A 21,970-nucleotide genomic window follows, 5' to 3' on the forward strand; every position below is an offset into this window, starting at 1 on the left:
CGTGATTAGCATACTTTACCAATTAGCTGACATAAGCAGGATACATATGGTAAACGAAATAGCTCAATCTAATGTCAAAGGGGCGCTAAATAGCCCTCTCCCCGCGCAAATAGCTCAAACTGACACAGAGCATTCTATTCTCACACAAGGGATAACCGCGTTTGAGCAGATATTTGAGTATATCAATCCTTTTGCTGAAGACAGCGCCGATACACACGACGAGCTCCTGACACAAGAGCAGGCACCCCTTACAGCCACGAATGTACTCATCGACAACGAACAAGTAGCAAACACGCAAGCTGAGCAAGCCATTAGTAATGAGCTGTTTGGCGATATATTGGCCCAGTCCGAGTCACTCGCTAATTTACCCCCTGAAGAAGTGACTTTTTTACAGCAAACATTGGTAGATGCGTTAAAACGCTCGCTTTTAAATACAGAATCTTCATCAACCGACCAGCAAAGTGTTGACGGTAAAACAACTGCAAATCAAGACTTACTTAGCAATGGGGAACCAACTGGCTTTTGGCAATCAGTGAGCAATATTGCCTTTGGCGATGATGGATTTGATGTAAAAGACGCATTTGATTCCATAAATATACTTAATCACATTCCCATAGTGGCTGATTTTTATAAAGAAACCACCCATAGCAGTGTTAATGCTTTTTCTTCCATAACGGGCAGCTTGTTACTTGGTGGGCCTGGAGCCGCAGCTTTTGCCGCGGCAGATGTGGTAACAGAAGAATTCACAGGCGAAAGTATATTTGGCAACTTAATGAATTGGGGCGCAGACACTATCGGCAATCTTTGGAATACACCAGGCACCGTTTCGACCAATGCCACAACAGCAAACACAGAGGCAAGATTGTAATGAGTTCTGGATTTACGTTTTATACCCCGCCTAATCAAGGCTGTTTTAGCAAATACGCTTTACTAAGATCCTTGACCTGTTTACTCAGTCTGCTGTTGCTTGCGGCTTGCCAGAGTTCTGTGTCATCCGAACAAAAGTTAGTGCAGTCCTTGCCTAGTAATCCAAATGTTACCTCAGCTGCACTTAGCCCCTCCACACAACAGCCTGTCACTCAAGGTGACCCTAGGTTTCGCCCAGTACGAAGTAATACACCCCAGGCGATAGTCGTCCCCACAGGCTCCTTATTCAGCGAAGTGAGCTATTCTGGTTTGTTTTTACATAAACGCATTTATAAACATGGCGACATGATCCAAGTTAATTTAGAAGAACAAATTAATGCCACTAAACAACAGAGCCTGAATCAAGATAAAGATAGCAAAATTGATTTGGAGCCTGAGGTGACCGCCGGCTTCATTCATATTGATAATACCGACTTAAATGTTAAGCATCGCCAATCAAGTTCATTCAACAGTTCGTCAGACAGTCAACAATCCAACTCCCTTGATGGAGTCGTAAACGTATTCGTAAATGAAATATTAGCCAACGGAAATCTTATAGTTTCTGGAGAAAAATGGATAAAGCTCAATGAAGGTGTGGAATATATTCGCGTTTACGGTGAGGTACGAGTGTCCGATATCACCGCAGACAACATTGTGAGCTCAACCAAACTTGGCAATGCGCTAATTGAGTATAGCGGCAATGGTCCTTTGCAAGAAAACCAAGATAAACCATTGGTAGGCAAAATATTATCCGTATTTCAATAAACAATAGGCTGACTAATTAATGCGAAAATGGATTGTATATCTAATCTTGCTATCACCTTTTTCAGTATTCGCTGACTGGTTCGAAGGTGAGGCGAGCATGCTCATCGGCGATGCCCCCGTTGATCAAATACGGCAACAAACCATTAAAAATGCCATCGCTGATGCATCATTTCAAGCTGGGGCTATGGTTTCTTCCGAGGATATTTTGCTTAACGGGCTGCTCGTCAATAGTAAAGTAATGTACCAATCTCAAGGTATGGTTAGACGAGCGCAAGTGCTCCAAGAAAGTATTGATGACGGAATTCTTAGTGTCAGAGTAAAGGTAGACATCAGCCCAACAGAATCCTGTAAAGCAAGCGCATACGCCCGAAGCATTATGATCACCCAATTTCAGATGTTGAAACCGAAACAAGCTGCAATTGGTGGTGTGTTTGAGCTAAATAAACATGTCACTAAACGTATTGAACAACAGTTGGCAGGGTATAACCAACAGGTAGATGTTCTGCTAATGGATCAGTCCTTTACCGAGCAAAATATTCTTAATGGTCTAAAACGCGATGACATCGCTGAAAAAGCTGAATATCTGCGACGCAAGTTTGGCTATCAATTCGCCGTCTTTGGTACTATTCGCGATCTTAGCGCATTTAAGCGCATCACAAAAAATAGGTTTAGCGAAGAGACTACCACAAGACGTAATTTTACTTTACGCATCTACGTATTAGATATTTATCACAAAGCCATTGTCTGGGAAGAGTCTTATCATAGCGAAGCCGACTGGGATTTTGCGCTACACCATGAAATAGATATGAACAGCAGTATATTCTGGGGTTCTGATTATGGTAGAGCCATCCTCAATACTATCAGCAGCGCTGTGGTCGATATAAACGATCTTATTACCTGTCAGCCAATATATGCTCAGGTGGTGCGCCGGATAGCAGACCGTCTAGTGATCAATCTAGGCCGCCGTCATGGCGTGAAAATGGGAGATAAATTTTTCTTACTTAAGGCTCTTCAAGATCCAAATAATTTGTCCAATAGCCATGTCGTTATTAGCCCAGTAGCAAACAGTAGCGTACAGGTCGTAGCCCTTGACAATGACAGCGCGCAATTAGCGAGCGTCCAAATAAATGGCTCAGTCTCAGCCCAGTTATTAGACCTAGTAAGTCCCATACAGACACAAAAGATTGGCATATCTCAAGGTATCTCTACTTACGATACCTCAAGTATTCCCTCTTTACAGCCAGCGCCCAAGCCTGCAAACAATTCACATTGACTCTACCCTCAGGCTGTAATTTACCTTAATGGTAAATCACTCATCTTTGAGATAGCGACCAAGTACAATGAACACGGCTCAACCGCCATTTAAAGTAAAGCTGCACGGTTAACGCAAAGCTGCGCGATTTAACGCAAAGCTGCAGGGATTACACAGTCAGTATGATAATTTTTCACAGTGGCTCAGTATCTTCCTTTCAAATGTGCGTGGGTCACATTCAAAGTTGAATGACGTAATTTCCCCTTTATATGCTTTGCACCGCGCCATGCTGTGAGCCTTGGTGCGTATTGTCACAAGCTTGCTATTGCCCAATTACAATGCCTGTGCGTTTCTATCTATTCGGTATCTTTCATGCATTTCGGTACGTTTTATGAGTTTCGGTACTTTTAATGCATTAACGCATAGAACAATTCGACCACAATGAACAACGGATGTGCTTAGTACCTGCAGTGCATGACGAGGAATATTGAATGCGCCACCAGATAAACAATTCTAATAACGAGCCTACCAGTAACCCGCTGGGCAATATCAATGCACGATTTCATTCCCTATACGGGCAACAAAAAAATGAAATCATTAACCAGATCAAACAAGGCGACGTTTTACTGGTCTGTCGCATGGATAATCGCCTTATTGTGAAATGTGGTGAAACAGAAGAAGCCTTCACTATCAACACGACTCGCTACCATGACCTTAAAGCGTTGAGTCACAGTACTCTAGCGGTTTACTACAGTCTTCTAAATACGTGGGATAAAGAAACACTAAAGGAAGTAGATGGCTGGATAAACGAAATACGCAGCCATGAGCCTAAGGAACTAAGCCAGGAATTGGCCGATGTCACCGCCGAGCTCGTAACGCACGTGAGAACTGCCGGCGCCCTAACGCATTCAGATATGAGCCAATACCAGCAAGCGTTAGAGCCAATTTACGCGAAGCTCATGACTCAAGCCGCGAAAGACGAAATTGAAAGCCTGGTGAGCACATTAAACGCGATACGCGAGCAGTATAACTACCCGAGTTCAAAGATGTTTATGATCGTATTCGGTGGGCACCAGCCCCGCTACAAGGCGCTAGCATCCATGATATTCAAACGTTGGTTTAGTGGCTTAGAGGAGCACACACTTAATAGTGATCACCATGTTCGATACTGTGAAGGAGGTGAAAGCCTCGACGACGCTATCGAACTCGTCGCCAGTGCTATCCTCGATAAAGATTTAGCAAAATCGACCTTAGGAAGTGCCTTAGCATTAAATCGAGATGTGCTGAGCCTTGTGGCGCAACGAGCCATTGATGATTATTGGCGACAACACAACCTGCGCTAACACTCTTTTGGTGATTGTGGTTAGCCAACCCCAAGCACAAAAACATCGATTAACATATCCAGAGCCTGCGCCTGCGAACCTTTTCAATGTCAGGGCATTTCCGCCAGATAAATCCTAAGTGGGGCTACAAGCCTAGCCCCTAATTTAATTAGTTTGCTCATGTTCTGTTTGCCTATTTTCACTCGGCTTTTCTAATATATCTTCAACATACAACTTATTAATGAAAATCATTGCGGCCACGCAAAGTGGCGCCGCCAACAGAATACCCGCCATGCCGACCATCGCCCCTAAAGCAACCTGAGCAAATAGCGTTAATGCTGGAGGTAAATCGGCTAATTCGGCTTGCAACATAGGCGTCAACACATAGCTTTCAATCATCTGCACAGCAAAATACAAAATAGACACATACAACAGCGTATCAAGCCCAGTAATCACGCTGACCATTGCCGCTGGTATAAAACCCAGTATCGGCCCGATGTTAGGTATGAATGACAGCAAAGCCGCGATCACCCCAAGCACAAGGGCAAGGTCTGTGCCCAGCGCCCATAATCCTAACGTGGTTAATATCCCTACTAGCACCATTGAAGCGATTTTAGCCACCAGCCACCCCGATAATGCTCGACCACAAGCACCTAGTACTTCCCTTATTCGCTCGCGTCGTGCAGGCGGAACAAGTGTAACGGCCCCTTTGATATACCAGTCTGGATTGACGGCTAAAAATAAACCAAGAAATAGCGCAAAAATGAAGCTGCCGAAGCCATTTAAGGTCGATGAAAAAACGCTCGATACCGCATTTACCACAGTACTGACCTCTGAATCAGCAGAACTTAAATTAGTAAGGTTCTCCTTCAGCTGTGTCCCCCAGGGAAGCCCAGATAAATGTTCATTAATATAGGTATCAGCTTGGGGGATGCGCTCCATTAGCTCTTCCCCTTGGGCTGATATCTGAGGTGCTGTGTAAGCGAAAAAAAGACCTACGAGAACAAAAGGCGCAATAATGGTGACGGGCAGCAGAAATTTACTCTTAAAGCCGGTTTTGTGGCCGATCCAACTAGCGGATTCGCGAAACAATACGGCTATCAAGATCCCGCCAAAAAAGGTCAACAGAATTTTACCATTGGTGACAACCAACCAAGCAATAAGGAAAACGATCGTGGCGGTAATAGACTGAACAAGCGTGCGCGTGGCCAACTGTCTGGTATTCATATCATTCCTTAGCAGTAAACTTGGTTAGACGCATATTTGAGCCTAACCACGGTATATATGAGCACCTTATGCAAGAACGTGTCCTGAATTCCTCTCTAAAGCAGGGCTGGTCGTGATTTTAGAAATGAGCAGACGCGAATTGAGTAAGCGCCTCGGCTCTATTGGGATTAAAGAGGACGTCACCACTTTACAAGTGGGGTATAAAAGCGAATTTTACTTATCAAAAAAGTGGGTTTTAGCTCTTCTTGCCGAGCGATTTTTGCACACAAGCGAATACTTTACACAGATACTAATTCTCCTGTGAACAAAATTCACGGAGGTGAATTTCCCTTGTAATGGTCTTACAGTCTTCAGGTTAAAATGGAAAGGGATTTTCTCGCTCTGGTAGCTCTACAATAAAACGAATGTTGAGCAGTAAAGTAAAATAGAGCAGGTATTCTACTGCCAGTTAACTCTCGTTACGTGCTATCAATCGCCGCAGGCACTATCAATCGCCGCTGGCACTATCAACCGCCACCCGACACGCACTCACGTAATTTCGCGCATTTTCAGTGACTTGTTCTACTGTCATACCCGCTGTGTACAACCCCGAACCTAAGCCAAAGCCACCAGCGCCAACTTCAACAAAGCGACTCATGGTATCGCTTGATACGCCCCCCACTGGCAATACAGGCACATTCTTGGGTAGTACAGCCATCATGCCTTTGAGGCCATTGGCACCAATGGTATCTGCGGGAAAAAGCTTAATTGCATCGGCGCCTGCATCAATGGCGCTGAATGCCTCGGATACCGTGTAAAAACCGGGTACTGAATACAACCCTTTTGCTTTTGAATGGCGGATAACATCAAGGTTAACATTTGGTGAAATAATAATTCGACCGCCCACAGCGCGCACTTCATCAACCTGAGCACAGCTTAAAACCGTACCCGCACCGACAATTAGCTCTTCACCAAACGCTTCAACTAAACGCTGGATGCTCTTCAATGGTTGAGGTGAGTTAAGGGGCACCTCGATGATTTTAAATCCCTCGTTTTGTAATGCTTTTGCAACGGCGACGACTTCGTCAGGGGTAATCCCACGTAAAATAGCCACCAAAGGTAATGCATTCATAGCTGCGTTTAATGTCATTGAACTCATGCTATTTCCTTTGAAATTCTGTTTATGCACGGTGCGAATTATGGTTTACCTGTTACTTTGACATTATTACCACTACCCAGACAAGAGACTGTTTCCCCCTCTATTAAGCAAACACGAAATACTGCTCTAGGAAATACACGCTAATCTCATTCTAGTTTACAAGGGAACGGGGAAACGTGTTCCCCGATGGCATTATCGAGCAGGCATGCGAATGCCGCCGTCTAAGCGGATGGTTTCCCCATTGATATAGACGTTCTGAGTTATGTGAATACATAGGCTGGCAAATTCGTCAGGCTGTCCCATCCGTTTAGGGAATTGGATGTTCTCCACCAATGCATTTTGCACTTTTTCTGGCATTGCCAGCAGCATAGGCGAACTGTTTGGTCGTATCCTAGAGCATTATTTCTTCTTCATTAAACGAAATATTCGTTGTGATAATTGAAATAAAAGTAGGCGTAGTCTCACCTCTTATTTTAATAGATAGCACAGTCATCGTTGTGCTCAGAAGCATTTCCCAATAATAAGCCCCTATTAATCCCGCCAATTAGATTCACATATAAAAATAACAATTCAAATAAATATTATTAACTTCAAACAAAAACTTGAATCTAGACGCTCAATAACTAAAAAAACACAACAAAAAGCATAAACAAAACACGCATTTTACATATGATTTACAAAATATTAATATAATGCTTTAATAACACTCGGCTTCAAGGGTAATATTTTAGGCCATTCATGAAATCTAAAAATTCAATTTGAACGTTAAAAGTAAGGTATCGAATGAACATTAATTTTAGAAAAATAGTGAAATCCGTCTCGGTCGTGTGCGTTTTATCGGCTTCTGCACTAACGCACGCAGTCACTCCGGATGTTGACGGGGAAGGCAATTGGTTAATCAATGACGCAGGCTTTACGTTTGATGCAAACGTAAGTGATGAATTTAACCAAGCAGGACAGTGGCAAACGCCAGACACTGCAAAATGGAACCGCTATCATCCTACAGGTTGGCTTGGCAATAACAGCTTTACCTACAGCAATACACTTGCTTACACCCATCAGGGCAACCTTGTATTAGAAGCAAGGCAAGGTGACTTTCTCGGTGATAAACACACCACAGGGATTGTCTCTAGCAAGCAACCGCTTAAATACGGATATTTCGAAGTCAGAGCCAAAGCGGCTAACAATAATATTGCCAGTAGTTTTTGGTTTTTTAATCGCAATAACAGCAATGGCGATCAGTATGAAATAGATGTATACGAACACTTTCCTTACGTTGGCTGGAATGATCAGACCAAGAGTAAAAGCAATATTCACCACTTTGTGTGGACACAACAAACAGGCAATGTGGATCAAATTCCAAATTACAGTTACGCAGCCCAGCTTGAAAACGGCGGTGTAAACACAGATTGGCACACTTATGGCGTGATGCGAACGCCTGCGGGCATATACTTTTACGTAGATGGTAAAAAAGTACGCACCATTTGGAAAAGTGCAGTGAACCCTGCGGATTACCCAGGTGATGTGGATATGCCGGTTATACTTGATATATTAGTGTACGATTGGCAATCAGGGGACAATGAGCCTAGACAAGAGCGTTCATATTATTACGTGGATTACTTTAGAGCGTGGCGCTAGCCTGGGGTAATTAACATATTAACGGCCGGCCTCTACCGGCTTTTTCACTGTAACGATATTTTCCCAGCCATCAAGCACGTGTCAGCGTATACCTGCTCGTAGTCATACCAAACTTTACTAAATACATTAAAAAAATAAGGATGTTAAACCAGTAACCCCGCTACTTTTAGACTCTTTATCTGCGCCAAGCTTTTTGTAAATAAATTCTTATTAGGGGTAACGTATTTTATCACCACGTTTGGTAGCTTGTTATGCCATAGGCAAACAAAGAGTGCGCTATGCGCACGGTGCTTCACTGAGCGATAACTCTGACAGTATCAAAAGGTGAGAAAAGTTAGGTGGGCCGAATCGAAAATAAAATTAACTAACCTGAACGAAGCTTATTTTTGAGGAGGCTGAGGACTAAATCACGCCGAGTTTTAGTACTCGGCGCGGTTATTTTCATTCACCATTACTCTGGAGTAATGTCCTCTAAGGTAAAGTCATCTGCATACCAGACATGCCCTGGGGTCATTAAATTCACTTCAAACAAAGTTTGCGTATCAGGCCAATCGAGCCCATCAAATTCGATTTCGACGAGTTGCCAGTCTCCGGTTTGGGTGCCACCAAACCATTTTTGTCCCGAGCTTTTCCAACCACCGTCTAAATTGATGAACTGACTCATACCACCAGACCACGCTCCTGTTGTCAGGCGTTTTAGCTGAAAACTTAACATAAACTTCTTGCCTTCTTTTATTAACGATTGTGGCAATACAGTTTCGTTTACTGAAATTCCCGCCCTTCCATTTGTAGTATCAAATTTAATACCATAATTCCCGCTATAAGCCGCGTCTTCACTGACTTCTACATCACCATTTGAACCGAAAACCAGTTGCCAATCTCCCAGAGTGCCTGACTCAAAGTCACCGTTATCAGCCAGCAAATTGTTGCCAGAAGGAGGTGTGTTCGTTGAGGTAATTTCAACGTCCGTTATGGTATGACCATCTACACTGGTCCGCCAGTCTCCGCCAATTTCACGCAAGGCCGCAATTATTTTATAGCCTTTGCCAGAGGCAAGTGTTTCTGCGAAGCTAAGCGTGACTTGTGTTGTGCCTTCTCCCGCTGGCACAGTAACACGGCTCAATCCAAGCCATGTGCCTTGCGGGTCAATCAACTCAAACGCAACATCGCGAGGGATCCCCGTCGAGTAATCAATATCAAGAGTAATGCTATTCGTCGGCGCCATAGAGGAAACATCGTTGGTAATGACGATGGTGTTTCTTACCGTTAATTCATCTTTAACTTCAACACTCGTAGACGCCATATGACCGCCGTCATAACTTTGCGCACTTATCTCTACAAACCCCGGCGAAACGGGGGTTACTACCCCATCTTTAACCGTTGCGACAGATTCATCACTGGATTGCCAAAGTAAAAATTTGTTTGTGGCCGTTTGCGGCAATACATTGGCTTGCAAGCGATAGGGCCGATCTTTTTTGATGGCGACGAAAGATTTCTGCATTTCAAGGCCTGAAACAGCAACCACGTGCAATGACTCTTGCTTCTCAACTTCTAAAATCAAAGAACTCACATGCCCTTGAGAGTCGGGAAATGTTAACGCAACGTCGGTGTTAGTTTTCAAAAACTTAGCGGGTACTGGGATTTCAATGACGCCAAAAAAGTCATCACGGGCGGCCTGATCATACCCGCGCCAGTCATTCGGCACCTCAATTCTGTGGCCATTGACCAATACAATTGGCTGCTTAGATTTATCATGTTTTCGCCCGATCCCCATTTTAAGCATCGCCGTGCCCTGTGAGCTATTGTAGCCATGCATGGCATAGTGGTACTGCAGGGCTTTTGCTGTGGTAGGCGAACGCTCTGCTCTTTGTATTAGGCGTGCAAAATCGGCACTGTCACGCCAAGCATCTGGATATTTACGTATTATATTCGTCAATTGACGATCGAAACTGCGCATAACAGATGTTAAACGATTAACTTCGTTTGGTTTGATAGCGTCAACCACTGATTGGTCAAACTCTACACCTTGATATACGTCAGCAAAGGCTGTGGTAGTTTGCGCTAAATCGATATCATTAAACACAAATGACAGCTCAGCGTTTTCTATTATGGGTTGCAAATAAGTTTGAGCGTAATAACTGCTTTTTCGCACGATACTGTCAGGAGAGATTTGCTGTGCAAACACGTATTCGAGCACGATGGTTTCGTGCGCTGCCATGGTAATAGTAGACGGCGCTGAAGCGAGCACCTGGTCCGTGTAATTTGCCGCTTGATCGTAAGGTACATCTAGGCGTTTAGCTCGAACTTGAGATACCGAGTTCCCATGATCGATGAAACGCAAATCAACCTCTTTACTGTTATCTTCATAATTGTTCAGCGCCACATATAGCTTATTGCCATAATTGAATGCCTGTACTGCAAGGTCAGGATCTAGCGTATCTATCGCAACTCGATTTCCCTTTACGTCAGACCATAAGTGATAGAAATAGGCTTTTTCGGTTGGTAGATATCCATTAACTTTATTTGAAGTGATTTTATCCGGGTCAGGGCGCAGCACGCTGGCAGAATACGGGTTAAAATTATTTGCATCATAAAACCACTTTGATATTCCGGTGATAAACGGTGTAGAGGTGAGTACTCTATCTTCCCTTTCCAGTAACGAAAATAGAATGTGATTATAAGAGCGTAATTCCTGAGCACTTTTTGCAGCGCTGTATTCAACGGGATAACCGTCAATGATCCCGCCATATTCGGTGATAGCGTGATCTTTGACTTCCCCCCATTTAATGTAACTGTACGCTTCAATCATATCGATAATCGCTTCAGCATTACTCCCTGAGCGCAAATTGTCTTGCCCCGCAACATTTACACCATCGTATAAGTGGAAAGAGAAACCATCCATGTGGTCACCAGCGACATCCATAAACATCTTTTGCCGTGACTGCCAATGAGAGAAGTCTGACAGCTCAAAAGACGGCCAAGCAGAAGAAAAACCAATAACATTGGTACTTAAACCGCGTTGATCAAACGCTTTCCCTATCTCAGCAAACCACGTTGCCATGTGTCTTTGTATCGCTTCGTTCGCCACTGGATCCCAGGGGCCATCCACAAAATCTGACGCATGTACAAACGGCTCATTCATCGGCTCATAGAAGAGCGGCCGTCTTTCCTCTTCAAAATAATACTCGAAGTAATCAGCTGCCCAACGAGCCCCTTCAACAGGGTCGTTGTCTGCTACTATTACGCTTTTTGGGTGTTCCGTGGCAACGATGCGATTAGTACCAAACTCATAATAAGCCCCCGCTTTAGCATTGCTAATAGATTGCGCCCCATCAAGCATCGCTTGTTCTGTATCTGGATAATTAGCGCTGCCACTTAGGGCCATAGGTCCCCAAAATATGCGGCCATACTGAGCATTAAGTTCATTTTTAATGTAAAGCATATCTTGCTCACTAGCCCCAGGCTCTCCGGGACTTGAATGAATATTAAAGAACTTATTGCGATCTAATGCTGTGTTGTCGCCTACATACAATTGTTTACCTAAATCAACGTTAACCAGCGCCGTTTGACCTAAAGATACATGCGTATATGCAACACAAACCAAACCTAGAGCTATGCCAACCGATGCCTTACTGGGCTTAAACCGTTTCATTTAACACCTCATTTTATTTACATATGATTAACAATCATTGCAGATAAAATTAGCTGTGTAAAAATATTCTTTATTAAGCAGCTTTATGTAAAGTGTTTTTTAGGTAACTATTTTTCGTTGAACAAGGTATTTCGACCTAAATACAACAAGACCTCATCTTAAATCTTAGCTATGAAAAACTCTAAAACTTAACATTAACAGTAAGTTAAATGATATTCCGCAGTGAAAAATAAGCCGCTGCATCAATTAGCTAGCAAGCCTAATGTAAAACTAATGTTAAATCACTTGCTAACATACCTACGATCACTTATAAATAGATGAAATTCACATACAAAAACAAAAACTCATGAATAAAAAAATAATATTTTTAACGTTATTGTCATTCTTAATATTTCCAGTCATCACGCAAGCCAGTGTTGTGCCAATAGGTACAGCTGCAGACGCTACGCTCGCTTTTGACGACCTCAGCTCGTACATATCAGCAACACAACAGACCGACAGTTTTATGATGGGTGCGCAAAGTAGCCAGGTAAACAATGGCCTATTATCAGGGAACAACCCCATTAGTGCGGTAATGAACGACCCTATTTTTATTAACAGTTCACTTGATGCTGAAAATTCTGATGTAGATTTTGAATATGTACGCTACTTTTTCGAGGTTAACTTAAATAACGCTAGTGCAGACAGCACAGCCGAATTTGTGTTTGACTATCGAATTTCTCAACAGGTCTCAGCCAGCGCCTCAGATCCCTTGGTTGATGACGCATTCGTGGATTCAGCGTTTGCTTTACTTGATGACACTAATCAAGAGTTTCTCTTCCGGACGATTTCGTCTGAGCTTAATACAGGTCCTCAAACTTCCAATGGCAGCGGAACATTTTCATTTTTGCTGAATGCAGGAGAATCACTTTCTTTTGGTGGTTATTATGAATCAAACTTGTATAGCTTTGGGGAAGCGGCTTTTTCTGCATTGACGAACGCTGAGCTGACTTTATCTTCTGTCAATATAACAACGAACAACGTATCAGCCCCTGGCCACCTTGCCCTAATGTTTATGTTCTCTAGTTTGATGTTGGTGAAACGCCGACGAGCGTAACGGTAGCTATCCGTCGTGGACTATTGCTGTTAATTGCTGCTAATTCTCAGCAAATTTGCAGACCTTTTTTGGGGCGCTATGCCTTTATCACCTCACGACGTTTTCTGAGCGTGCCGAGGCTTAGCTTTTGCTTAAGTAAATGGTTGTGTCGGTGCAGGCATTTAGTTATACCAACGCCATTAAATAATTCGCCGGATGAACCCTGAGAGGGCACTATTTAATGGAATTGGTATTAGTTAAAGGCAACACGAAATGCTCGCTGAGTCGCAATTGAATGATAGCCCCAGGATGCTGAACCACAACAGCAGCGAATTTAGACGCATGCTCCACTGCATCCTCGCTAGAATAACCATTTAAACGGCTAGATAAATAGACTCCAGCGAAGGCATCCCCTGCTCCTGTGGTATCTTTTTGTATTGCAGCTGGCTCAAACGCTTGATGGCAAATCATGCCATTGATGTCGCAAATATCAATTCCTCGCGCCCCACATTTAATGACTTGCTCCTGCACTGCAAATTGATTCAAAAAATGATGTACATCCTTTGCCTGGGCATGTTGATACAAGGTTTCATGGTCTTCTAAACCAGGTAGCGCAATGTCCGTCAGTGCATAAGCTCGCTCTAACCAATACCTAGCTTCGGTTTTATCTGCCCATAAACGTGCACGATAATTGGGGTCAAATGCTATGGTAGTTCCCCTATCTTTAGCGCGATGCAATATACTTAACAGCTTATGTCGGTCTTGCTCGTCTAGGATCGCAAGGGTAATCCCACTAAAAAATATCAGCGCGTAGTTGTCGTCGTCAATAACGCTTTCTTCGAACTGTTTAAGCATGTTCGTGGCCGCTGAGTTCTCACGCCAATAGGCAAATGACCGTTCGCCGCTATCATCTGTGGTAATCGAATAGATGCCCAAATTGCGTTCGTGATCACGGCGAATCAAGTGGCTCTCAATCCCCTCATTTGCCATTGTTTCCAGCAGTTGCTGGCTAAACACATCTCTGCCTATGGCGCTCAGGTAAGCGACCTCAAAACTAGGACAAACTCGCTTAGCGTAGACCGCACTATTATAGGTGTCGCCCGCAAAACTCGTGTGCACTTTACCGTTTTCGTCGCGTCTTAATTCGAGCATACATTCACCAACAAATAGTAGCTTACTCATGTCATATTCCTTGCGCGTGTCCGGCTACCACCAAGTTGCATACAAACCCGTTAAAATGATGATCACACCAATAGCGGCCACATTGAACCCATTAGTTGTTCTAAAGCTGATGTCTTTTAGTTCAACACCTTTGTTTACCTCTGGCGCGGCTTCAAATAATGAAACGACATACGCCAGCGCTAAACATAGAAGGAACACCAAGCCGATGCGATCCATAAAGGGTAAGCTAGGCCAGACAATAGCAAGCAGTACAGAGAAAGCAGCTGATCCTAACGCTGCAGCAAGTGCAGCCGTTGATGTTGTTCGAGACCAAAACATACCCATTAAAAAGATCACCGTAATACCAGGTGAAAATAACCCGGTAAACTCTTGAATGTACTGGAATGCTTGTTCTGATTGGCCGATAAGCGGCTGAGCAACTGACACGGCAATCACTAAGGAAACCAGCGTGGCTACGCGACCAACATTAACGTAATGATGCTCACTTCTTCCCTGATTTAAAGGACGGTATAAATCCATGGTAAAGATAGTAGAGATACTGTTAGTCATTGATGCTAATGAAGAGATGATCGCGGCCACAAGCGCAGCAAAAACCAGCCCTTTAATACCAATCGGCATTAAGGACATCATTGAGGGGTACGCTTGATCTGCCTTGTCTAAATCAGGGAATAACAGTACTGCGGCTATTCCCGGCAATACCACAATAATTGGCATTAAAAGCTTCAAATAAGCAGCAAAGGCAATGCCTTTTTGTGCTTCTTGTATATTTTTGGCAGCTAAAGCACGCTGAATAATGTATTGATTAAAGCCCCAATACCCGATATTCATCACCCACAATCCCCCTACCAGCACTGATATGCCAGGTAAATTCATGTATTCGCTGTTGTCTGGGCTCAAAATCATGTCAAAGTGACCGGGGACTTTGTCAGTTAAAATAGCAAAACCTTTGACCAGACCTTCACCGCCAGACACTTGTTGCAAAGCGAGGTAGCTCAGTAGTAAGCCCCCAAACACCAGCAGCACCACTTGAATAATATCTGTATAGGCCACCGCCTTTAGGCCGCCATAAGTAGAGTAGGCAACAGAAAATATCGCTAAAAATAACATCCCATACAGCCAGTCAATCCCCGCTACGCTTTGGATTGCCAAGCCCCCTAACCACAACACAGACGTCAGGTTAACAAACACATATACGGCTAACCAAAACAAGGCTAAGGTTGTTTTTACTCTGCCATCAAAGCGCTGCTGCAAATATTGCGGCATGGTGTAGATTTCGTTCCTCAAAAAGATTGGTAGAAAATATTTGCCAACTAAAATCAAGGTAATGGCAGCCATCCATTCATAAGAGGCGATCCCTAATCCCAGTGCGAAACCAGAGCCTGACATACCAATAATTTGCTCAGCAGAGATATTCGCTGCGATCAGTGACGCTCCGATGGCCCACCAAGGTAACGATTTGCTCGCTAGGAAGTAATCTTTCGTGTTTCGTTCATGAGACTTTTCGTCCCGGGAAATCCATAACGCAATAGCAAGAAGCGCCAATACATAGGCCAGAAATACGCCGATATCCAAGGGGGCTAATGTGAGTGTCATCCTAAATTCCTCTTACGCAGACCAGCTATGCTGATTGTTGTTAATGACGGGAGCTAAATTGATATACGCCGCTTCTAGGGCATGTTTGAATTCGCCATTAGCGGCTAATGACGGGGGAAAGATAGCTGTCATTGTCAAAAATAAGGCCGTGTCGTTGTATGCTTTGCCGTTGCACGAGTCAGTTACTTTCTTTAACTGAGCTGCCAATGGGTCCACCACATTTTCACCTTTCGCGAATTGCAGACGTACAAAGTGCATCCAACTGGCTAACGCATGGCAAAGTAACGCCACGCTGCGTCCTTCAATTAAATTTTGCTGAACAATAGGTAAAATACGCATGGGGATTTTTTGTGAACCGTCCCATGCTATTTGACTCAACAAATGGCGAATGGCAGGATTTCTGAAGCGTTGCAAAATATCTTGGCTGTATTGTTTTGCATCCAGTTCTTTTGGCCCATCAATAGAGGGCAAAATTTCTTCCTCGATCATTTTCTCAATAAATTCCACCAACTGGGTGTTTTGCATGGCGTCATACACTGTTTCAATGCCGAGTAAACAGCCTAAATAAGCAATGCTTGAGTGAGGGCAATTTAACAACCTCAGTTTGGCTTTTTCAAAGCCCTCGACATCTCGGGTTAGAATAGCCCCCACTTGGTCCCAAGCGGGTCTATCAGCGGGTAAGCAATCCTCAATCACCCACTGTAAGAAGGCTTCCCGTTTAATGGGCCAATTGTCTTTTATGTTGAGCTTTTGTTGGACTAAGTCGCGCAGACTATCGTCTGTTGCAGGGGTAATACTATCTACCATGGTACTTGGGCAAGTTAATGAGTCAGCGAGCCATGTCGCCAGTGTTAGGTTCGTCTGTGCAGCAAACGACACCAATGCATTTTTTAATTTTGTGCCATTACCCGTTATGTTGTCGCAGCTAACAACGGTGAATGCAGGCAAGCCTTTTTCGTGCCTAACAGACAATGCTTGGACGAGTATTCCAACAGCGGAAATACGTTCATTCGTCCCAGCCAAATCGTGCTTAATATCCTCATGCGTCAGGTCAAGTTCACCTTGATTGTTAAGGCAATAGCCCTTCTCAGTAATGGTCAGGGTGACAAATTTTGTATCGATGTTCGTTAGCCGAGCAATAACATCATGGTATTGCTGACGTGCAACCAATACTTCTTTTATTGCCCCAACCACCTCAAAGTGTGTTTCTTTATCTAGCTCAGCCAAGCAATATAATCCATGTTGCTCGGTAAGTGCGTCACTAACACCACTAGAGCGCAGCGATACAGCGCTGATACACCAGTCTCCCCCGTGTTGCTGCAACGCTTGATGCGTGTACCAAGCCTGATGAGCTCTAAAAAACGCACCAGGTCCTATATGCACTATGCCGATTTTGGCGGCGCTAGGCGGCATACGGTATTGCGGAACCCTAATTTTTGGGTTAGCAATGTCTTTAAGGCTGTTTTCGTTAAGTTTTATAAGCTGGGTCATGGGGTTACTCTACTACCTGACTGATCAAAATGGCGTCGGCGCTGCCACGCCACGGTGAAATAAATAGCTGTCCTTTTTCGATATCACTAGCCTCGGTCATCTCCCCTGTTAGGGTGTTAAACCACTGCATCGTACGATTTGGCTCTTTGCCCTCAGGCATCAGATACCAGTTTCCTCTAGACATCTGAAAATTATCTTTCGATACATAAATTAGATAGGTGTCTTGTTCATCGACCATGGTATAGCCCGAGCCATTCTTGCCAGGCACAGGTGTGAAAGAAGAAAACGTAAAACGCTCAAAGAATGCAGCCATAGCGCTGAAATAACTAAACTTGGGATGGGCGCTGGGGTCGACTTGTTCAAATGGATTATAAATAATGACGTTCCACGCATTTGCTTGCCAATAGTAGGTGCTGTACACACCGGCAAATATCGTTAACCAGTTTCTTCTAAGTACCACTTCAGGGTCGGTGTAATCCCCTGGGAACACTTCATAAGGAGCGCTTTCATAGCCGCCATGTTCAATGTTATATATCACCTTGTCGGCGAAGCGTTTTCTAACATTGAGCATGCGGTTATAAATGTCATATCCCCAATCTTGGGTAGATATAAAATCGACTTGCTCAGGATATTTCGCACAATAATTAAAATCGTGAACCGTCACTAAGCGATTAAAATGGTTCATGCTGCGCAGCCGCTCAATACGCCCCTTAATGTAGGCTTCATCCGCTCGCCCATAGAACAATGCTTCTTTTGAAATATCCCATACAATATTGGGAAACGCTTGATAGCGTTTAACCACGTAGTCAAAATACATATTGTCTGCATCTGAATTCATATCAGGCCAACTAACCATTTTATTCCACACGTAAATCATTAGATGACTGACCATGCGTTTGTCGTGAAGCAATTGAATACTGCGATCCAGCTTTTGGAAAAACGCCACATTTAAACCTGAAAAATCAGGGTGTTCGTTACTTCCCAGAAACGGGTAGATATCTTGACATCCTCCGAATTCATGCTCTGGATGAGCTGCAAGTTTTGGGTCTTTTTGCCAACTCACATCATGAGCATACACATTCATCACCACATGATTAAAACCATGCTCTTTTATGCGTGACAACAAATGTTCACTTTTTGGCGTGTCCTTGTCATTGCTATAATCTAAGGCGAATAACCAATCTAACTCGTACCCCAGCAGAAAATACTCACTGCCATCTTCATAGGCGAATGCTTGTTTATTGTCAGGTGATAAGACCATGGCCCCGTGATTCGACGGATCATCATTCGCTACCACCTGCACAACACCCTTCACACCATTAAGCTCAGGCACATCTCCTTCGATTTGGTAGTGCCAATCGCCAATTTGCGCAGCAGAAAAGCGCAACAGCCAGTGATGTTCGCCGTTAAAAACGATAGGAACAGTTTGTTTCTTACCCGTTGCCTGATGGGTAAAATACGCATTCACCTGAGCCACAAAAGGATTTTTAGTGGTAGCTTGGGTCACTAAGTCAATATCCAGCACTTCCCATTTTTCAACTTGAAGTGGCACAGGATCGCCAGCCTTTGCCTGTGTTGAGGCTGACACTGGAGCTACGCTGAGCATTATCATCACAGAGCAAAAACAACATAGGGATTTGAGGTTAAATGTCATCGACTGCTCCTGGCGTTAGCTGAGAAAGGCGAAAGCCATTTAGGCGCACTTGTTGGTTGCCCTCGGGCGCCGCCATAGACAATGACGCCTTCCCCTGTTCGTTTACAGTAAAGGTGTGAAGCGCAAAACCAGCCGCACCTTTATTCGACCCCCCATCGCCTCTTTCTCCACCGCCCGCTTCGGTGATAGCGATACGCTTGCCAAATGTGGGACGATATTGACTAACACTTTGAGCGTTATTGCTGTGTTGGCTTGTAAAACGCAAAGGGCGAATAGCGTCGCCATCATCACTTAACATGTGATGCCATGTTTTTAGTTCATATTGCCCTTGGGGTAATTGACTAAAATGCAGCGTAATGGGCTGTCCATTCGTGTTGTTTATTCCATCTTCGATTAAAAAGCTCAGGTCACCCGGAACCCCCCAAGTATTATCCCAATGCAGTGGCTCAGTGCTGCCAGATAAGGCTACTTTTACCGGCTGTCCGTTGTCGGCAGTAAGCGTACGTGCGTCATTGCCCGACTGATGAGACCACACATAGAAGTTTTCTTGAGGATGCTGCTCATGATTACCAAAATCGACGTTCAGGGTCAGCGGGTCCAGTAAGCGGGGCGCGTCGCGCTTTGACTGTTCTTCACCAGATGCATTTAACGTCAAACTAGCACTGCCTGATTGCAACCCCTCACTATGGGCAGTCAAGGTTAATACCGTCGCCTTTGTACCTACCCGAATCATCACAGGAGCATGGCCGTTTCGCCAAGTCACAGGATTAGCACCAATGCTTTTATCACCCACAATCTGCCCATGGCCTTGTAACTCAAACCTAACTTCAGGGGTATCCTTATCAATAAGCCCCCCTTGTTGGTCTGTTACTTTTGCATAGGCAAGAATGATACTTGAGCCATCTGCCGTTATATCGAACCCATCAGCAGTCATATCTGTATCAAACGTGACTTCTAGCTTAGCAGCATCATTACCCTTCGTTCTTTGATGCTTAGCGACAACGCGTTTTCCGTCACTGTGGTATGCCAGCGCCGTTAACGTGCCGCTTTGCCAATGAAAAGGCACCAAAATAGAGGGCGAGTTGAGATGCTCATTTTGCGCCCCACGTGTTGCTTTAAAGCGGCCAACAGGGCGATCGTTATGCAATAGTTCAATTTCTGATGCATTGGTAAAAACCTGTACCTGCTGTTCAAACTGCCCACGAACGTCAGCAATATGTACCATAGGCTCAGACGTTAGCTCTGACTGATACCAATAGTAATTTGGTTTGGGTAATCGAAATGCGTCCCAGCTAGCTGCTTGCCAAACGGATAAATTTGGATATTGCTCATCACGTTTTATAAATGATTGGCTGTCGTGTGCACTCCAAGATGCCAAACCAATTAAGTTCGGGTCACCCTTGTAACGAGATACAATTTCTTGCAGAGAAAGGCTGTCAGTAGACCCTGAGTGTTCCATAGCAAAAAGCAAATCATCTGCTTGGCGCTTCGCTCCTCTGTAATCCATAACCGCATACAAATCGGTAATACCTGAGTGCTGTTCACCGGTCCAAAGGGTGCCATTATTCATACTGATCCGTGTAGGATCTTCTTCTTTGGCCGCATAGTGGAGCCGCTTAATGGTTCCTCTGTGATTAATGCCTGCTCCCCATCCCAACACTGATGGATGGTTGCGGTGATTTCGAATCATCCGCCGTGCGGCCTCTTCTAATCTTGCCATCCACAGTTCGTCTCCCATGCCAATCCAAGTTGGCGGCTCTTCCACGACGATTAACCCGAGTTCATCACAGGCTTGCAAAAAAGCATTGTCATGGGGGTAATGCGCCAAGCGCACTAAATTCATCCCAGAACGCTTAAACTTCAGGGCATCCAAACGGTGCAGGTTGTTTGGAACCGCATCACCAATATAGGGGAAGTGCTGATGACGGTTCGCGCCGATAATTTCTATTGGCTCGCCATTGAGTAACAGCCCTTTATTTAACACCAATTCGAATTTGCGGATCCCCAGTGGGTTAGTTTTACTGTGTAAAACCTTTCCTTCTTCATTTAGTACCTGACTGACAACCTTGTATAAATAAGGACTGTCGGGTGACCAAAGTTGTAAGTTTTCATCTATCCCTGTGGTGTGTTTCACCAAGCGAGTCGTGCCTGAATCAAGCGTATGTTCAGTGCGTTTTCGCTTTATAACAACAGCTTGTTGATCAACGATATAGGTTTGTACATAGAACTTGCGTGGCTTTTTATCTGCGTTTACAACCTCACTACGCACGGTGACCGTAGCGTCCTTTTTTGTCACCGCTGGGGTGCTAACAAAAATGCCTGAGGTATTTGAATCCCAATCGAAAGTAAAATGCAGCGGGTCTAAAACATTAAGGTAAACATCCCGATAAAGGCCACCAAATAGTACATAGTCGGCCGTGTGGCCATCAGGAGGGATCTGCTTGTTACGGCGATTATCTAACTCAAGCGTAAGCGTATTGGTTTGACCAAGAGCGACAAATTCTGAAATATCAAAATGAAATGGGGTATAGGCACCCACCGCGTGTTCACCCACATATTGGCCATTAACCCACAAACGGGTTTTCTGGTGAGCCCCTTCAAACTCTAAATAAACCTTACTGTCTGGACGACCACTGATGTTTACCGTTCGTTGGTAAAAACTAATATCGCGATGAAATGTCTGCTGGGATTTATCATCAGTGCTGTTATCTAAGTTGATTGAAGTAAGTGCATAGCTATGAGGAAGGCTAACCTCTTCCCAGCCGTGCGCAGACCATTGTGCGCTGCTTGGCTGATGCTTCACCGGCCCCTTGTGATAGCGCCATCCCAAATTTATATTCTCTCGCACGCTTATAGAAGTCGTTTCAAGTGTTTTAACTTGCCCGAATACATCTAAAACCACACAAGATATTAGACACAAAAAAAAGATACGCAGAGACATAATTCAACCTTACATCAACCAAACAATTCGCCGACAATACATCATTCAAATGCAATTGTTAATATTTATATATGATAACCAAAAGAATATTGTACGTTTATTTAACATAAGGTCATTAAGGAATTGAGTACGCA

14 protein-coding genes and 1 pseudogene are annotated in these 21,970 nt (G+C 44.1%); 6 read left to right on the forward strand and 9 right to left on the reverse strand.

Features of this window, described 5'->3' with window-relative positions:
* The first annotated feature begins 46 nt into the window (after nucleotides 1-46).
* From GCHA_RS02055 to GCHA_RS02070, 4 genes are all read left to right on the forward strand, one after another.
* Nucleotides 47-868 carry a hypothetical protein gene (locus GCHA_RS02055; RefSeq protein WP_007984505.1) on the forward strand — a complete coding sequence of 274 codons (822 nt, stop codon included), beginning with the start codon at nucleotides 47-49 and terminating at the stop codon, nucleotides 866-868.
* The gene (locus GCHA_RS02060; protein ID WP_007984507.1) at nucleotides 868-1,671 is read left to right on the forward strand and encodes a flagellar basal body L-ring protein FlgH; all 804 of its coding nucleotides are present in this window, start codon (nucleotides 868-870) and stop codon (nucleotides 1,669-1,671) included. Before GCHA_RS02055 ends, GCHA_RS02060 begins: the two co-directional genes overlap by 1 nt.
* 19 nt (nucleotides 1,672-1,690) lie before the next feature.
* Nucleotides 1,691-2,944 (forward strand): flagellar assembly protein T N-terminal domain-containing protein, encoded by a 1,254-nt coding sequence (locus tag GCHA_RS02065; protein WP_318248906.1) that lies wholly within the window; start codon nucleotides 1,691-1,693, stop codon nucleotides 2,942-2,944.
* Between the two features lie 470 nt (nucleotides 2,945-3,414).
* Nucleotides 3,415-4,266: a hypothetical protein gene (locus GCHA_RS02070; RefSeq protein WP_007984511.1), complete on the forward strand. Its 852-nt coding sequence runs from the start codon at nucleotides 3,415-3,417 to the stop codon at nucleotides 4,264-4,266.
* A gap of 144 nt (nucleotides 4,267-4,410) precedes the next feature.
* Here the strand turns inward: GCHA_RS02070 and GCHA_RS02075 are convergent, their stop codons facing one another.
* From GCHA_RS02075 to GCHA_RS23120, 3 genes and pseudogenes are all read right to left on the reverse strand, one after another.
* A complete protein-coding gene (locus GCHA_RS02075) occupies nucleotides 4,411-5,472 on the reverse strand; it encodes an AI-2E family transporter (RefSeq protein ID WP_007984516.1) in 1,062 nt (353 codons plus the stop codon).
* A 487-nt stretch (nucleotides 5,473-5,959) separates the two neighbouring features.
* Nucleotides 5,960-6,610 carry a 2-dehydro-3-deoxy-6-phosphogalactonate aldolase gene (locus GCHA_RS02080; protein ID WP_007984518.1) on the reverse strand — a complete coding sequence of 217 codons (651 nt, stop codon included), beginning with the start codon at nucleotides 6,608-6,610 and terminating at the stop codon, nucleotides 5,960-5,962.
* A 192-nt stretch (nucleotides 6,611-6,802) separates the two neighbouring features.
* Nucleotides 6,803-6,985: pseudogene (locus GCHA_RS23120) on the reverse strand (3-hydroxyacyl-CoA dehydrogenase); the annotation flags it as partial.
* Nucleotides 6,986-7,393: 408 nt separating this feature from the next.
* Between GCHA_RS23120 and GCHA_RS02085 the strand changes: the two are divergent.
* Entirely contained in the window at nucleotides 7,394-8,248 is an 855-nt protein-coding gene (locus GCHA_RS02085; RefSeq protein ID WP_007984522.1) for a family 16 glycosylhydrolase, read from the forward strand.
* A 451-nt stretch (nucleotides 8,249-8,699) separates the two neighbouring features.
* Here GCHA_RS02085 and GCHA_RS02090 read toward each other — a convergent pair whose 3' ends face one another.
* On the reverse strand, nucleotides 8,700-11,900 hold the full coding sequence (locus tag GCHA_RS02090) for an Ig-like domain-containing protein (RefSeq protein ID WP_007984524.1): 3,201 nt from the start codon (nucleotides 11,898-11,900) through the stop codon (nucleotides 8,700-8,702).
* Between the two features lie 346 nt (nucleotides 11,901-12,246).
* On the opposite strand from GCHA_RS02090, the gene GCHA_RS02095 reads away from it, so the two are divergent.
* Nucleotides 12,247-12,996, forward strand: a complete 750-nt coding sequence (locus GCHA_RS02095; RefSeq protein ID WP_007984525.1) for a hypothetical protein — start codon at nucleotides 12,247-12,249, stop codon at nucleotides 12,994-12,996.
* Between the two features lie 213 nt (nucleotides 12,997-13,209).
* Here the strand turns inward: GCHA_RS02095 and GCHA_RS02100 are convergent, their stop codons facing one another.
* Genes GCHA_RS02100 through GCHA_RS02120 form a run of 5 tightly spaced genes read right to left on the reverse strand, consistent with a single transcriptional unit; the run spans nucleotide 13,210 to nucleotide 21,836 of the window.
* Complete coding sequence (locus GCHA_RS02100) at nucleotides 13,210-14,157, reverse strand: sugar kinase (RefSeq protein WP_007984526.1); 948 nt, start codon at nucleotides 14,155-14,157, stop codon at nucleotides 13,210-13,212.
* 24 nt (nucleotides 14,158-14,181) lie between these two features.
* Nucleotides 14,182-15,750: a sodium/sugar symporter gene (locus tag GCHA_RS02105; RefSeq protein ID WP_007984527.1), complete on the reverse strand. Its 1,569-nt coding sequence runs from the start codon at nucleotides 15,748-15,750 to the stop codon at nucleotides 14,182-14,184.
* 12 nt (nucleotides 15,751-15,762) lie between these two features.
* The gene (locus GCHA_RS02110; RefSeq protein ID WP_007984528.1) at nucleotides 15,763-17,241 is read right to left on the reverse strand and encodes a mannitol dehydrogenase family protein; all 1,479 of its coding nucleotides are present in this window, start codon (nucleotides 17,239-17,241) and stop codon (nucleotides 15,763-15,765) included.
* A 4-nt stretch (nucleotides 17,242-17,245) separates the two neighbouring features.
* On the reverse strand, nucleotides 17,246-18,895 hold the full coding sequence (locus tag GCHA_RS02115; protein WP_007984529.1) for a DUF5060 domain-containing protein: 1,650 nt from the start codon (nucleotides 18,893-18,895) through the stop codon (nucleotides 17,246-17,248).
* Nucleotides 18,885-21,836, reverse strand: a complete 2,952-nt coding sequence (locus GCHA_RS02120; RefSeq protein ID WP_007984530.1) for a glycoside hydrolase family 2 TIM barrel-domain containing protein — start codon at nucleotides 21,834-21,836, stop codon at nucleotides 18,885-18,887. Before GCHA_RS02120 ends, GCHA_RS02115 begins: the two co-directional genes overlap by 11 nt.
* Between the last annotated feature and the right edge of the window lie 134 nt (nucleotides 21,837-21,970).

Source organism: Paraglaciecola chathamensis S18K6 (assembly GCA_000314955.1).
Taxonomy (GTDB): Bacteria; Pseudomonadota; Gammaproteobacteria; order Enterobacterales; family Alteromonadaceae; genus Paraglaciecola; species Paraglaciecola chathamensis.

Coding starts and splice junctions, on each gene's coding strand:
- GCHA_RS02055 (WP_007984505.1), top strand. CDS start 47: ATGGTAAACGAAATAGCTCAATCTAATGTCAAAGGGGCGCTAAATAGC.
- GCHA_RS02060 (WP_007984507.1), top strand. CDS start 868: ATGAGTTCTGGATTTACGTTTTATACCCCGCCTAATCAAGGCTGTTTT.
- GCHA_RS02065 (WP_318248906.1), top strand. CDS start 1,691: ATGCGAAAATGGATTGTATATCTAATCTTGCTATCACCTTTTTCAGTA.
- GCHA_RS02070 (WP_007984511.1), top strand. CDS start 3,415: ATGCGCCACCAGATAAACAATTCTAATAACGAGCCTACCAGTAACCCG.
- GCHA_RS02075 (WP_007984516.1), bottom strand. CDS start 5,472: ATGAATACCAGACAGTTGGCCACGCGCACGCTTGTTCAGTCTATTACC.
- GCHA_RS02080 (WP_007984518.1), bottom strand. CDS start 6,610: ATGAGTTCAATGACATTAAACGCAGCTATGAATGCATTACCTTTGGTG.
- GCHA_RS02085 (WP_007984522.1), top strand. CDS start 7,394: ATGAACATTAATTTTAGAAAAATAGTGAAATCCGTCTCGGTCGTGTGC.
- GCHA_RS02090 (WP_007984524.1), bottom strand. CDS start 11,900: ATGAAACGGTTTAAGCCCAGTAAGGCATCGGTTGGCATAGCTCTAGGT.
- GCHA_RS02095 (WP_007984525.1), top strand. CDS start 12,247: ATGAATAAAAAAATAATATTTTTAACGTTATTGTCATTCTTAATATTT.
- GCHA_RS02100 (WP_007984526.1), bottom strand. CDS start 14,157: ATGAGTAAGCTACTATTTGTTGGTGAATGTATGCTCGAATTAAGACGC.
- GCHA_RS02105 (WP_007984527.1), bottom strand. CDS start 15,750: ATGACACTCACATTAGCCCCCTTGGATATCGGCGTATTTCTGGCCTAT.
- GCHA_RS02110 (WP_007984528.1), bottom strand. CDS start 17,241: ATGACCCAGCTTATAAAACTTAACGAAAACAGCCTTAAAGACATTGCT.
- GCHA_RS02115 (WP_007984529.1), bottom strand. CDS start 18,895: ATGACATTTAACCTCAAATCCCTATGTTGTTTTTGCTCTGTGATGATA.
- GCHA_RS02120 (WP_007984530.1), bottom strand. CDS start 21,836: ATGTCTCTGCGTATCTTTTTTTTGTGTCTAATATCTTGTGTGGTTTTA.